Below are 13,679 nucleotides of genomic sequence, written 5' to 3'. Positions count from 1 at the left end.
TGTACGCCTGATTACTGGTGCGGATGAAGGATATGAGTTGGCCGTGTAGTGAAGTCTGAGTCAGGCACCTTATTCGCCACGGCCCGGTGGGCAGAACTGGATGGGGCGGATGCGATTCACTTTTCATCCTGCAAATCAGCGGCGTATTGACGGGATCATAAGCCAACACTACGAACATCATATGGGGCGTGTACACGGAGTAACAACGGAAGGTGGGACATTCACATGGCACTATCACATTGGTGGATTTACACCATTGTCTTCATCTTGCTGGCGGCGCTTTCGTTCTTCATGGCGCCGCCGTCATGGCTAGTCAACCGCGTAGTCACTAAGTTTAGCCTACACCCCACTTTACAGAGTGATCAGGTGACGGTTTCCATGGACACCAACTCTGTGACAGGTACGACGCGAGTTACGGGTCCGATTCAAGTTACAGGTCCGATTCAAGTTACAGGTCCGATTCAAGTTACGGGTCCGATTCAAGTTACGGGTCCGATTCAAGTTACGGGTCCGCTACGCGAGCGTATAGTTCAAGACTTTAACGAAGCAATATTCCTAGACCGCTTCGATATTTTGCCGAGGCACGACGGCCCGCCACCCATCACAATTGAGACTGAAGGGGCGGCGCGTAGAAACACAGTTGTGTACGCGCTCTACGCGAACGGCCATTACGTGGAAGTCAGGCGCACTGGCATCGGCAAGCCCGTCGCATACCGATTAGATTCGCGCGCCTTACTGGAACACCTTTCCAATCGGACGATGGCTGCAGCACGGTGAGCGAGGGCGTGGTGAGCGGGGCCGTGGTGAGCGAGGGCGTGGTGAGCGGGGCCGTGGTGAGCGAGGGCGTGGTGAGCGAGGGCGTGGTGAGCGAGGGCGTGGTGAGCGAGGGCGTGGTGAGCGAGGGCGTGGTGAGCGAGAGCGTGGTGAGTGAAACGATGGCGGGTGCAGGAGGCGTGGCGTTCAACACGCGATGTCAGAATGGTGCTTGGGAACGACACGGGGTTCACAACGCCAATTTGGCGTTATCCCGGCTGGATCACGTTGATAATACGGCCAATGTGGCGCTATCGGTGGCTTACCGCCAATTTGGCGTTATCCGGGTGTGATCACGTTCGTGATAGCGCCAATATGGCGCTATCGGTGACTTTAACGCCAATTTGGCGTTATCCGAGTGTAATCACGTTTGTGATAGCGCCAATTTGGCGCTATCGGTGACTTTAACGCCAATTTGGCGCTATCCGAGTGTAATCACGTTTGTGATAGCGCCAATTTGGCGCTATCGGTGACTTTAACGCCAATTTGGCGCTATCGATGACTTTAACGCCAATTTGGCGCTATCCGAGTGTAATCACGTTTGTGATAGCGCCAATTTGGCGCTATCGGTGACTTTAACGCCAATTTGGCGTTATCCGGGTGTGATCACGTTCATGATACCGCCAATATGGCGCTATCGGTGACTTTAACGCCAATTTGGCGCTATCCGGGTGTGATGCCATACGTGATACCGCCAATATGGCGCTATCGGTGACTTTAACGCCAATTTGGCGCTATCCGGGTGTGATGACGTGCGTGATAGCGCCAATATGGCGCTATCGATGACTTTAACGCCAATTTGGCGCTATCCGGGTGTGATGACGTGCGTGATACCGCCAATATGGCGCTATCGGTGACTTTAACGCCAATTTGGCGCTATTCAGGTGTAGTCACGTTTGTGATAGCGCCAATTTGGCGCTATCCGTGACTTTAACGCCAATATGGCGTTATCCGGGTGGGATCACGTTCATGGTACGGCCAATTTGGCGCTATCGGTGGCTTACCGCCATTCTGGCGTGGTCCTAGCACGGCGCCAGAGGTGATAGCGCCAATACGGCGCTATCCGAGTCTGATCACGTTCGCGATACCGCCAAAGTGGCGCTATGTACGCCATAACGCCGAACCCCAGCCTCGCGCATGCCGCCGAACCCCTGCCGCCGAAAGCGCCTGCCGGCTACAGCACCTGCGCGCGGCCGCGGTAGATGAGACCGTGCTGCGGATCGACGGTGATGGTGCTGCCGTCCTCGATGCGCTTGACCGCAGCTTCGACGCCGACGATGACTGGCTTCCCGAGTGTCAAACTGACCACTGCCGCATGGGAGGTGAGGCCGCCTTCCTCGACGACGATTGCAGCGGCGCGTTCCATTGCGGGCACCACTTCTTGGTCGGTACCGATGGCGACGAGAATGTCGCCTTGTTGCACGCGGTCGAGGAGGTCCCTTGCCGTTCGCGCCACCACAGCCCGGCCGCTGACTGCCTGCTGGCCAATGCCCATACCTTTGGCGAGTACGTCCCCGATGGTATGTACCTTGATGATGTTCGTGGTGCCTCGCTGCCCGACCGGGACGCCCGCGATGATGAAGACCATGTCGCCGTGCTTGGCAAAGCCAGCTTCCAGCGCTCCGGCAACGGCCGTGTCGAGTACCTCATCTGTCGTTTTCACTTCCGCCACGACGACCGGATACACACCCCATGACACGCTCATCCTGCGCGCCACTTCCGGGTATGGCGTCACCGCGACGATGTGTGCCGCCGGGCGATGCTTGGCAATTACGCGAGCGGTGTGGCCGGACGACGTGGCTGCGATAATCGCTTGTACGCCGAGATCCACAGCCATCGTCTGCACCGCATGGCCAATTACGTCGGTCACCGTCTTCTCAACGGTGGTCGCGTGGCGGCCAGGCACTTCGTGTGTGAGCAAGGCGTGTTCGGCGCGTTCGGCAATCTGCGCCATTGTGCTTACCGCTTCGTACGGGTAGCGTCCTGCGGCCGTCTCACCGCTGAGCATGATGGCGTCGGTACCGTCGAAGATCGCGTTCGCCACGTCGCTCGCCTCCGCGCGCGTCGGGCGCGGGTTGCGCTGCATCGAATCGAGCATCTGCGTCGCCGTGATGACAGGTTTGCCGGCGCGGTTGCACAGCGTGATCATCCGCTTCTGCGCGAGCGGGACTTCTTCCGTAGCGATCTCGACGCCGAGGTCACCGCGAGCGACCATGATGCCGTCCGCCACCTCGAGGATCTCCTCGAGTCGGTTGAGACCTTCCTGGGTCTCAATCTTTGCGATGATGTCCGCGTGGTAGTTGCCTTCCTCGAGAATGCGCCGGACTTCGAGCACGTCGGCGGCCTTGCGGACAAACGACGCAGCGATGAAGTCGACGCCCTGTTCGATGCCGAAACGGATGTCAGCCTGGTCTTTCTCTGTAACGCCAGGAATGCGCAAAGTGACGCCGGGGACGTTGATGCCCTTGCGGTCCTTCAACGCTCCGCCGTTAGTCACACGGCAAACGATGTCGTGCCCTTGGACCGCTTCGACCTCGAGGCCAATCAGCCCGTCGTCGATGCGGATTGGCGCGCCGGGATAGACGTCTTCGACAAGCCCCTCATAAGAGATGGAGACGCGTTCGGCTGTGCCGTACTCAACCGGATCGGTCGTCAACGTGATGCGTGCGCCGTCGACCAGAGTCACTTCGCCGCCCTCAATTTTTCCGGTGCGAATCTTCGGACCCTTGATGTCCAGCATGATGCCGACTGTCTTCCCGACCTCTTTTGCAACAGCGCGAATGGTTTCAATCCGCCGCGCGTGCTCCTCATACGTTCCGTGGGAGAAGTTTAGGCGGGCAACGTCCAACCCAGCCTGCACGAGTTGTCGAAGCATTTCTGGTGATTCACTAGCTGGCCCTAAGGTGCAGACAATTTTCGTCCGTCTCATTCATGCAACTCCTTTCCTCAACTTCATAATTTCCGAGTGTCGACGTCACAAGCCCGCCACAGCCCGGGTCACTGACGGTGGTGTCGCCGATTCAAATCGAGAGTTTGTCCGCGAGGTCAAACAACTCTTGGTCAGGCGTGCGCGGCGTTGCGAAGACCGTGTCGAAGTCGACGGCGTGTAACTGCCCGTGCTCGACGCCCACCATCTTGCCGTGTTCGCCGGCCAGCAAGAGGGCCACCGCGTGGCTGCCGAGTTGGCTTGCCAGCATCCGGTCGCGAGCTGTCGGCGGGCCACCGCGCTGGATGTGACCAAGTACCGTGACGCGCACGTCAAAACCGGTGTGGTGTTGCAGATATTTGCCGATCTCGATGCCGCTTCCAGCACCTTCCGCGACAACGATGATGGAGTGACGCTTTCCACGCGCCACGCCGCGTTCGAGTTTGGCGATGACATCTTCCAGTTGAAACGGAATTTCCGGAATCAAAATGGACTCCGCACCACCCGCGAGTCCGACGGTTAAGGCGAGGTCGCCAGCGTGGCGGCCCATCACTTCCACGACGAACGTGCGCTCGTGCGAGGTCGCGGTGTCACGAATTTTGTCAATTGCCTCTACAGCCGTCTGCACCGCCGTGTCAAACCCGATGGTCTCGTCGGTACAGGGGATGTCGTTGTCAATCGTGCCGGGCACACCAATCGTCGCAACGCCTAGCCGGTCCAGGACCTGCGCACCGTGGAACGAACCATCCCCGCCGACCACGACAAGGCCGTCGACACCTGCCTGACGAAGCGCCTGTGCTCCCTGTTCCTGACCTTCTCGGGTCTTAAACTCCTCACTGCGCGCCGTGTATAGAATGGTGCCTCCGCGCTGAATGATATCTGCAACCGAGCCGAGGTTCATCGCAATGGTGTCGCCTCGCATCACTCCGCTAAATCCACGCGGAATGCCAACAACCTCGACGCCGTTGTAAATAGCCGCTCGAACGACTGCGCGAATGGCTGCATTCATTCCCGGGGCGTCTCCACCGCTTGTCAGCACTGCTATCTTCTTCACATTCGTCCCCCCTAGCCGTGCACACGGAACCGACACCGCAGGACTTCGTTACCACGCCGCCGTTCCCGTTGAACCATCTCCGTCCCGCAGGGACATTTTGTGTCCCTGTTGACCAAAAAAGGGTGTGCCCACCGCGGGCAGGCACCCTTTTTAACCTTTACCGCTCAACAAATGTTCCCATATCCCTGTACTTATCGTACCTCGCCGCAAGCAGTTCGGCAATAGGGAGTCGGGTTAATTCGTCTAGGGTTTCGATCACTTTTTTGCGCACCGTCGCAATCATCTGTTGCGGGTCTTTTTGCGCCCCGCCTAGAGGCTCCGGGATGACGTCGTCCGCGATGCCGAGTTCCGTCAGGTCACGCGCACTAATCTTCATCGTCTCCGCAGCGCGTGGCCCCTGAGCGCTGTCTTTCCAGAGGATGGCTGCTGCAGATTCCGGCGCAATCACGGAGTACCACGCGTACTCGAGCACAAAAATCCGGTCTGTGACGCCAAGACCGAGCGCGCCGCCACTTCCGCCCTCGCCCGTGACAAAGCACAACGTCGGCACCTTGAGCCCGGCCATCACGCGCAAGTTGCGCGCGATAGCCTCGCTCTGTCCACGTTCCTCCGCAGACATTCCCGGGTATGCCCCAGCCGTGTCGATAAAGGTGACGACAGGGCGCCCAAACTTCTCTGCTTGCTGCATCAGACGCAGAGCTTTGCGGTACCCGTCCGGATGTGCCATGCCGAAGTTGCGGTGAATGTTTTCCTTTGTGTCTCGACCTTTTTGATGACCGACTATCGTGATGGGGTTCCCTTCCACGAGTCCAATCCCGCCGACCACCGCCGGGTCGTCGCGAAAGTTGCGGTCGCCATGCAGTTCCATGAACTCAGAACAAATCCCGTGAATGTAGTCGAGCGTCGTCGGGCGACCGGACTGGCGGGCAAGTTGCACGCGTTGCCAGGGCGTGAGTCCCTCATAGAGTTCTCTCGACAAGTCATCCATACGGTGCTCAAGTTTGGCGATCTCGCCATTCAAATCCACACCGCTCTTCGCCATAAGGTCATGGAGCTCCGTGATCTTCGTGCGGAGGTCTCGAATCGGTTTCTCGAACTCTAGTTCAGTTGGCACTCGTCCACCCCTTACTCGCGTGCACGCGCAGGATGAGAGACAGTTGTTCACGCATCGCTTTACGGTTTACAACCTGGTCCACCATACCATGCTCTAGCACGAACTCAGAGGTCTGGAAGTCGTCCGGCAACTTCTGGCGGATGGTTTGCTCAATCACCCGTCGCCCTGCAAACCCAAACAACGCCCCAGGCTCGGCCAAAATGATGTCGCCAAGGCTCGCAAAACTCGCGCTCACCCCACCTGTCGTCGGGTTGGTGATGACACTGACAAACAGCACGCCGGCTTCATGCATGCGCTCCAGCGCGACGCTTGTCTTCGCCATCTGCATCAGCGACAAGACACCTTCCTGCATACGCGCGCCGCCAGACGCAGTGAAGAGCACCATCGGAGTCGCGGTCTGGGCCGCGCGTTCCATGGCGCGCGTCAGTTTTTCCCCGGCGGCTGCTCCCATGCTGCCCATGATAAAGCGGGCGTCCATCACGCCAATGATGACAGGCTTTGTGTCCAGGGTCCCGCGCCCAGTGACAACAGCCTCGAGCAATCCTGTGTCTTTCTGCGCCTTTGTCACCTTGTCTGGATACCCTGGGAAAGACAATGGGTCAACCGACGTCACACCTGCGTCATACTCTTCAAAGCTGCCCTCGTCCAATGTCATTTCAACTCGGCTCAGTGCGTCTACGGCAAAGTGATAGCCACAGTGAGGGCATGTGAAGAGGTGCTTTTTGAGTTCTTTGGCGATGACGATGGCGCCGCATGACTTACACTTGTCCACTAATCCCTTGGGGATATCAGACGCCGGAACAGGCCGTGTAGCTGGCTGCCCCAGCGTCGCATAATGACGCTTTTTGTGAAACAATTCCTTGAGCACCTTTTCACCTCGTCGGAAGTTGTCCGATTCTAGGGACACGCCTGGTTAGTCGTATGAACCGTTCAGAACGTCCGTAAGCACTTCCTGAACCTCATCGAGTTCAGTCTCTGGTACGAGAATCTCAAACTGCTGCTTGGTGACTTGCGTCTGACGGACGCGGACAAGAAAGCCCTCGTCCGCCAAGCGGGTCCGAATGCGGTCTGCGAGTTTGGCTGATTGTGTAATGTAAATCACGGTCCACATTGGACTCTCTCCTACTGGAGTTTTAGCGAATGCTGGCCAGTTCCCGGGTGTGCCTCGCCACGTCCTCAGGGCTCACCTGACGTCGTGCCACGCCGCCGTTCATCGCAGCCTCGGCGACCGCCGCAGCAACTGTCGGAGCGACGCGAGGGTCGAATGGGCGCGGAATGATGTAGTCAGGTTGTAACTCTTCGTCCGAGACGAGACCGGCAATAGCTTCGGCGGCTGCAACCTTCATGTCTTCCGTAATGCTTGTCGCATGGACGTCGATGGCGCCGCGGAAGATGCCGGGGAACGCGAGCACGTTGTTGACTTGATTCGGATAGTCAGAGCGTCCGGTACCGACGATGCGTGCGCCGACAGCGTAGGCTTCCTCAGGGTGAATCTCCGGATCCGGATTGGCCATGGCAAAGATGATTGGGTCTTGCGTCATGGAGCGCACCATCGCAGGCGTTAACGCGCCAGCGACGGACACACCGACGAAGACGTCCGCACCCGCAATTACGTCTTCCAGCGTGCCATGCAGCCGGTCAAGGTTCGTATTCTTTGCAATCATCTGCTTGACCGCGTTCATGCCATCTGTGCGTCCTTCGTAGATTGCGCCTTTCGTGTCACACATAATAACGTCCCGTACGCCCGCGGACAACAACAACTTAATCGTCGCGATGCCAGCTGCACCGGCGCCGTTTGCCACAACGCGGATGTCTTGCATGCGTTTGCCGACCACTTTCAGCGCGTTCATCAGGCCGGCCAGCGTAACAACGGCCGTCCCGTGCTGGTCGTCATGAAAGACAGGAATGTCGAGTTCGCGTTTCAGGGTATCCTCAATTTCGAAGCAGGCAGGTGCTGCAATGTCCTCGAGGTTAATCCCGCCAAACTGCGGTTCAAGCAGTTTGACCGTTCGGATGATCTCCTGTGGGTCTTCTGAATTCAAACAGATTGGATAGGCATCAATCCCGGCGAACGCCTTAAACAAAACCGCCTTCCCCTCCATAACAGGAAGAGCAGCACGCGCACCGATATTGCCAAGACCGAGGACTGCAGTGCCGTTGGTGACGACTGCAACAGAGTTCCCTTTAGATGTATATTCATAGGCCTTGGACTTATCCAAGTGAATTTCCTTGCAGGGCTCTGCGACACCGGGCGAATACGCCAGACTCAAATCGTGAGCATTGGCTACTTGAACCTTGGGCTGCACAGCCAATTTCCCTCGATGCGATCGGTGCATCTCAAGTGCTTCATCGCGCAGCGACATTTGTCCCCATCTCCCGTCCGGATGCATGACCCAGAGAATCCACACGTCTCCAAACGGAGGCATGTCTATTGCGTGACCCGTATATTCGCTTGGCAAGTTCGTCAGAAGTGTCTATCAATCAAAATCATTATAGTGGTTGTTTGATCTCGGGTCAAAGCTGGTGCAGTGTCAGAATTTGTCCGCATCAACTCACCTGAACTTCCCTCAAAGGTCGTCTCGATCGGCACTGACAACTTGCGCGGACTCAGCACCCGATGCGCGGCTGTGCGCGATGCGCGCCGCAGCTGCGGCTGCAATGCCGGCCACGACATCGTCGAGAAAGACGTGAATCTCCTTGTTGTGGTTGTTCAACTTCCCAATGACTCCAGGTTTGGTTTTGTCAAGGTAGCCAAAGTTCGTCAGACCGATAGTGCCATAGACATTCGTGATTGAGAGCGCCACAATCTCGTCCACGCCGTACAGAGGTTCGTCCGTCTCCATAATAGTCTGCAGAGGCTCCGGCAACAACTTCTGTTCCGCGAGAACATCGAGCGCAATCGCAGTCAGTACGCCGTGCTGGGCTTCACGCTTTTCGAGCACGCGCCGCACGTTCGCGTGGCACTCGTCGAGGGTCAACTCCGGGTAATAGGGCAGTTGCAAGTCGTGCACGATGGTTGCGATATCGTCTAAGTGGACACCGCGTTCTAGCAGACGGTCAACGGTCACTTGAAACACTCTACTTCACTCCTTTTGCGTCCTTCCTTCGGCTAGCCGCGCGGGCGCGCGCTGTCGGTATCCGCCCCAGTCGCGCGTTGCCAAGCCCCACCACTTCCTCGAGCGAAGCGACCAGTTCAGGCGTCACATCCACGGACCACTTGGGTTCAAGCAGCCGCCCCCGGCGACGCTGCCCGTCGTACAAAGTCACGCGAATAGAACCGGGGGAGGTCGCGAGTACACTTTGGATGACCTCAAGGAGCACATGGTTGTCTGTATCACAGCGGATAAACAGCGACGCGTCAGGCTCATCGCCAAAGGTCAGCGCCAAGCCCGGTTGCGACTGCTGATCGACGGCCACGTACGCCTGGTTGAGCGCCTGCAACGCCACATCCGCTGACGCCCCGTCGGGCAAAAATCGGGCTAAGGCCCCCGCCGCAAGCAGGCTCTCAACCGCCTTCCGGTTGCAGACCCGGGCGTTGACGCGCGACAAAAAATCGGTGAGCGAAGTAAACGGCGATTGTGTCCGCGCCTCCAGAATCGCCTCCACAGCTCCACGGCCGACGTTGCGCACGGACAATAGCCCCGCCCGAATCGCAGACTCACTCTCGGCAGTGTAACCGGCTTGACTCTCTGCCACGCAGGGTGGCAGAACGGAGACACCGTGGCGCTTGGCGTCGCGAACGTAGGTTGCGGCTTTGTCTGGCGCCGCCATCGTCATCGTGAGCAGCGCTGCCAGGAAGTCGGGAAGGTGGTTTGCTCTAAGATATGCTGTCCGGTACGCCAACACAGCATATGCAGCCGCATGACAGCGGTTAAACCCATAATCGGCAAAGCGCACAATCAAGTCATACACTTCATTCGCCGTCTCATCCGTGTACCCTTTCGCCGCGGCGCCAGTGACAAAGCGGGCGCGCTGTGCGTCTAGCACCTCGCGCTTCTTTTTACTCACAGCGCGCCGAAGCAAGTCCGCCTGGCCTAGAGAAAAACCGGCCATGCGGGCCGCGATTTGCATGATTTGCTCTTGGTAGACGACGACTCCGTAGGTGTCGCGCAAAATTGGCTCAAGGTCCGGGTGCGGGTAGCGGATTGGCGTTCGTCCGTGCTTGGCTGCGATGAAAGCCGGGATGTTCTCCATTGGTCCTGGGCGGTACAAGGAGATCACGGCGAGCATGTCTTCGAGGCTGTTTGGCCGCAGGTCGCGCAACACCCGCCGCACACCGGCGGACTCCAGCTGAAAACAGCCGTCTGTCTCCCCGCGCGACAGCATCGCGAACGTCGCCGCGTCGTTGTCAGGCACCTTGCGCCAATCGAGTTTTTTACCGGTGCGCCGCGCAAGACTGTCGACGCATGCGTCCATCAAGGTGAGTGTCCGCAACCCGAGGAAGTCCATCTTCATCAGACCGAGCGCCTCGACGTCCGCCATCGCGAACTGTGTGACAGGCGTTCCGTCTGCACCGGGTTGGACGGGTACGAGTTCAGCAAGCGGCACTGGTGAAATAACGACGCCAGCAGCGTGGATGGATGTGTGTCGCGGCAGTCCTTCGAGCGCGACCGCGGCGTCCCACACTGCCTTGGCATGCTGATTGGAGCGCAACAGGTCGCCAATCTCACTCACTTGCGCCAGCGCGGACTGTAGCGTGACGCCAGGGTGTCCCGGAATCAGCTTGGCGAGCCGGTCGACGAGTTTCGGATCCGTCTGCAGCACCCGCCCGGCGTCGCGAATCGCAGCGCGCGCTGCCAGCGTTCCGAAGGTGCCAATCTGCGCCACGTGACTGCGCCCGTAGCGCTCGACCACGTAGCGAATCACCTCACCGCGGCGCTCGTACTCAAAGTCCGTGTCGATGTCCGGCCACGTCACACGTTCCGGGTTGAGGAAGCGTTCGAACAGAAGGCGGTTTTTGATCGGGTCCACGTCCGTGATCCGCAGCGCGTACGCGACTAGGCTCCCGGCTGCCGAACCACGCCCCGGCCCAGTTGAGATGGCGTTCTTATGCGCAAAGCGGATGAAGTCCGCCACGACGAGGAAGTAGTCCGCAAAGCCAAGTCGCTCAATCACACCGAGTTCGTACTCGAGGCGCTCCGTCACCTCGCCGGTCACTTGCTCGTAGCGCTGCCGCACGCCTTCTCTCGCGGCGCGCCGCAGCACCACCGCGGCGTCCTCCCCATCCTTCGTCGGGTACTTCGGCAGCAACAGTTGGCCTAAGGGCAACTCCACATTGCAGCGGTCAGCCACGACCAACGTGTTTTTCAGCGCCTCTGGGAGCTTGCTAAAGCGCCGCTCCATCTCTTCGACAGATGCGAATTCATAGCGGTCGCCTTGAAGCAATGCGCCAGACGGCCCGGACTCAATCTGCGCAAGCACCTGCTGAACCTGCGCGTCGTCGCGCGTGAGGTAGTGAACGTCGTTGCTGGCGACAAGCGGCAACTGGTGTTCCCTGGCATAGCGGACGAGGGCCGGGAGTCCTTGACGCTGTGCAGTCACATGGTGGTCTTGGACATCGACGAACAGGTGCGTGCTTGGCCAAATTTGCTGCCAAGCCTGCAGCCAACTCGCAGCCTCCGCGTTGATGCCGGCGGAAAACAACTGCAACGCTGCAGACTCGCCGCCGCCAACGAGCGCGATCACGTCGTCCTTGTAGGCCGCCAATTCCTCGAAGGTGACAAACGGCCGCCGCTCACGCGTCTGCGCAGTCGTCACAAGCTGGACAAGGTTGCGGTAGCCAGCGAGCGACTCGGCCAACAGTACTGCGGTGTCGACTCGCGGGGCACCCGGGCGCCCTTCCGCCAACACGGCTGCGTCCTGGCGCTTTCCGACAGTCAACTGCACCCCGAGAATGGGTTTGATTCCGGCTTCCTTGGCCTTGCGGTAGAACGCGACAGCGCCGTACAGCGCGTTCGTATCGGTAATCGCCACAGCTGACATGCCGAAGCGGACGGCGGCATCGATACAGTCGTCAATTCTAAGCGCCCCTTGCCGCAGCGAATACGCGGTGTGGACATGCAAGTGGACAAAGGACGACACTCCGCTCACCTCTCTAGGACCTGCGTTGTCAGCAAGGCCTTTGCACAGCGCTCGTGACCGTCGAACAGTTCTACGTCGACTTTGGCAAAGCGGCGGCCGAAGTCGAGAATTCGCGCACGCACGTCCACGTGCGAATCGACGGAAACAGGCTTCAAGAAGTACAGGGTCAGGTTCTCCACAACCATGTCCACACTGCGGTTGCGCCGCAGGCAGAGGATGGCGCTGTGTTCCATCAGCGTGATCATCGATCCGGTCGCCAGCGTACCGACGGCTCCCGTCATCTGCGGTGTCACCTCGCCCGTCAGGGACAGCGTCTCGTCGTCGATGACAGACTCGCCAAAGCCACGCAACACATTGTCGGCGATTGTCTCGCCCACTTGTGGCTGTCTACTCATCAACTGCAGCGCCTTAATTACGTCCTGCCGACTGAGCACCCCGACCAATTTGCGGTTGTTGACGACTGGCAGGATCTCGATGCCTTCCCACACCATCCGGTGCGCAGCTGACGCGACGGTGGTCTTCAGTGACACGGTCGTCGGCTGCCGTGCCATGTACGTATCCACGTTGGCATCGGGGTCGGCCTCGGAAATATCGCGAGCGGTGAGGACGCCGACCAAACGGTCGTGATCGTCAACTACAGGCATCCGCGCATGCCCGGTCTCCTCGACCATGCGCAGGTACTCGCGCACCTTTTGCCCGCGGTGCAAAACCGCCAGCTGCTGGTTGCTGACAATGTCTTCGACAAAGAGGATCTCTTTTTTGATCAACCGGTCGTAGATAGCCCGGTTGATGAGTGCTGCGGTCGTGAAAGTGTCGAAGCTGCACGAGATAATTGGCAACTGACGTTCGTTCGCGAGGCGTTGCACCTCTTCCGACGCCTGAAAGTCGCCGGTGATGAGGACAGCTGCGCCGTGTTCAAGCGACAGCTTTTGCACCTGCTCGCGGTTGCCGACAATCATCAGGCTGCCAGGCTCGATGTAACGTACGATTGCCTCGAGCTGCATGGCGCCGATGACAAACTTGTGCAGGGTCTTGTGCAGGCCGTCCCGGCCCCCAAGCACGGTGCCTTCGACGATGTTCACGACCTCAGCAAACGTCAGACGGTCGATGTTTTTCTTCTGCGGGCGTTCAATGCGAACGGTGCCGATTCGGTCCATCGAGCTGACGAGACCTTGGAGTTCCGCGTCCTTGATGGCGCGGTACGCAGTCCCTTCGCTGACCTGCAATTCTTTCGCGAGACCGCGCACGGAGATGCGCGTCCCAACCGACAGCGCCTCGATAAAATCCATGATTTGTTCGTGTTTTGTGCTCACCCGTCCGACCCCCGCACTCCGTTCTTGCAAACCTATCAGCGGCATGTGGCACCGCTGCGCTCGCGTCACACTCAGTATACACCTCGGTTGTAGAGCGGCGCTGTACGCGGGCGGTACGCCTGCGGTACGCCTGCGGTACGCCTGCGGTACGCCTGCGGTACGCCTGCGGTACGCGTGGGTTGCGTGGGTTGCGTGGGTTGCGTGGGTTGCGTGGGTTGCGTGGGTTGCGTGGGTTGCGTGGGTTGCTGGCGGGCGGTCCGTTCCGTGGCCAATTTGGCGGTATATGTAGCGGGATCACGGGCCTCGTCCGGCCATAATGGCGCTATGGGTGTGATAGCGCCATTATGGCGGTACCGTTGCGGCCAAATTGGCGATATC

At 59.0% G+C, this 13,679-nt stretch carries 11 protein-coding genes; 2 read left to right on the top strand and 9 right to left on the bottom strand.

Translation table 11 applies throughout. The features are described from left to right. Nucleotides 1-225 precede the first annotated feature (225 nt). Both JC200_RS14635 and JC200_RS14630 read left to right on the top strand, forming a co-directional pair. Nucleotides 226-777: a YfmQ family protein gene (locus tag JC200_RS14635; RefSeq protein ID WP_274432423.1), complete on the top strand. Its 552-nt coding sequence runs from the start codon at nt 226-228 to the stop codon at nt 775-777. Then, nucleotides 774-1,106 (top strand): hypothetical protein, encoded by a 333-nt coding sequence (locus tag JC200_RS14630; protein ID WP_274432422.1) that lies wholly within the window; start codon nt 774-776, stop codon nt 1,104-1,106. The genes JC200_RS14635 and JC200_RS14630 overlap by 4 nt, the downstream gene beginning before the upstream one ends. 881 nt (nt 1,107-1,987) lie before the next feature. Here JC200_RS14630 and pyk read toward each other — a convergent pair. From pyk to JC200_RS14585, 9 genes are all read right to left on the bottom strand, one after another. After that, entirely contained in the window at nt 1,988-3,742 is a 1,755-nt protein-coding gene (gene pyk / locus JC200_RS14625) for a pyruvate kinase (protein ID WP_274432421.1), read from the bottom strand. Nucleotides 3,743-3,833: 91 nt separating this feature from the next. Further along, nucleotides 3,834-4,793, bottom strand: coding sequence for a 6-phosphofructokinase (gene pfkA, locus JC200_RS14620; protein WP_274432420.1), 960 nt, complete (start codon nt 4,791-4,793; stop codon nt 3,834-3,836). Between the two features lie 157 nt (nt 4,794-4,950). Beyond that, nucleotides 4,951-5,907 carry an acetyl-CoA carboxylase carboxyltransferase subunit alpha gene (locus JC200_RS14615; protein ID WP_274432419.1) on the bottom strand — a complete coding sequence of 319 codons (957 nt, stop codon included), beginning with the start codon at nt 5,905-5,907 and terminating at the stop codon, nt 4,951-4,953. Further along, entirely contained in the window at nt 5,897-6,775 is an 879-nt protein-coding gene (gene accD, locus JC200_RS14610; RefSeq protein ID WP_274432418.1) for an acetyl-CoA carboxylase, carboxyltransferase subunit beta, read from the bottom strand. The genes JC200_RS14615 and accD overlap by 11 nt, the downstream gene beginning before the upstream one ends. A gap of 45 nt (nt 6,776-6,820) precedes the next feature. Next, on the bottom strand, nt 6,821-7,018 hold the full coding sequence (locus tag JC200_RS14605) for a putative signal transducing protein (RefSeq protein WP_274432417.1): 198 nt from the start codon (nt 7,016-7,018) through the stop codon (nt 6,821-6,823). A gap of 22 nt (nt 7,019-7,040) precedes the next feature. After that, on the bottom strand, nt 7,041-8,270 hold the full coding sequence (locus JC200_RS14600) for an NADP-dependent malic enzyme (protein WP_274432416.1): 1,230 nt from the start codon (nt 8,268-8,270) through the stop codon (nt 7,041-7,043). A 204-nt stretch (nt 8,271-8,474) separates the two neighbouring features. After that, nucleotides 8,475-8,984, bottom strand: coding sequence for a phosphatidylglycerophosphatase A family protein (locus JC200_RS14595; RefSeq protein ID WP_274432415.1), 510 nt, complete (start codon nt 8,982-8,984; stop codon nt 8,475-8,477). A 1-nt stretch (nt 8,985) separates the two neighbouring features. After that, a complete protein-coding gene (gene dnaE, locus JC200_RS14590) occupies nt 8,986-11,988 on the bottom strand; it encodes a DNA polymerase III subunit alpha (protein ID WP_274432414.1) in 3,003 nt (1,000 codons plus the stop codon). Nucleotides 11,989-11,993: 5 nt separating this feature from the next. Then, nucleotides 11,994-13,301: a DRTGG domain-containing protein gene (locus JC200_RS14585; RefSeq protein ID WP_274432413.1), complete on the bottom strand. Its 1,308-nt coding sequence runs from the start codon at nt 13,299-13,301 to the stop codon at nt 11,994-11,996. Nucleotides 13,302-13,679 lie beyond the last annotated feature (378 nt).

The organism is Alicyclobacillus sp. ALC3 (genome assembly GCF_028751195.1).
In the GTDB taxonomy this organism is placed as follows: domain Bacteria; phylum Bacillota; class Bacilli; order Alicyclobacillales; family Alicyclobacillaceae; genus Alicyclobacillus_L.
This window is presented reverse-complemented; position numbering and strand designations above follow the sequence as displayed.

Excerpts from the sequence above, each read along its gene's own strand:
- JC200_RS14605 (WP_274432417.1), bottom strand. The coding sequence starts at position 7,018 with ATGTGGACCGTGATTTACATTACACAATCAGCCAAACTCGCAGACCGC.
- pyk (WP_274432421.1), bottom strand. The coding sequence starts at position 3,742 with ATGAGACGGACGAAAATTGTCTGCACCTTAGGGCCAGCTAGTGAATCA.
- JC200_RS14635 (WP_274432423.1), top strand. The coding sequence starts at position 226 with ATGGCACTATCACATTGGTGGATTTACACCATTGTCTTCATCTTGCTG.
- JC200_RS14600 (WP_274432416.1), bottom strand. The coding sequence starts at position 8,270 with ATGTCGCTGCGCGATGAAGCACTTGAGATGCACCGATCGCATCGAGGG.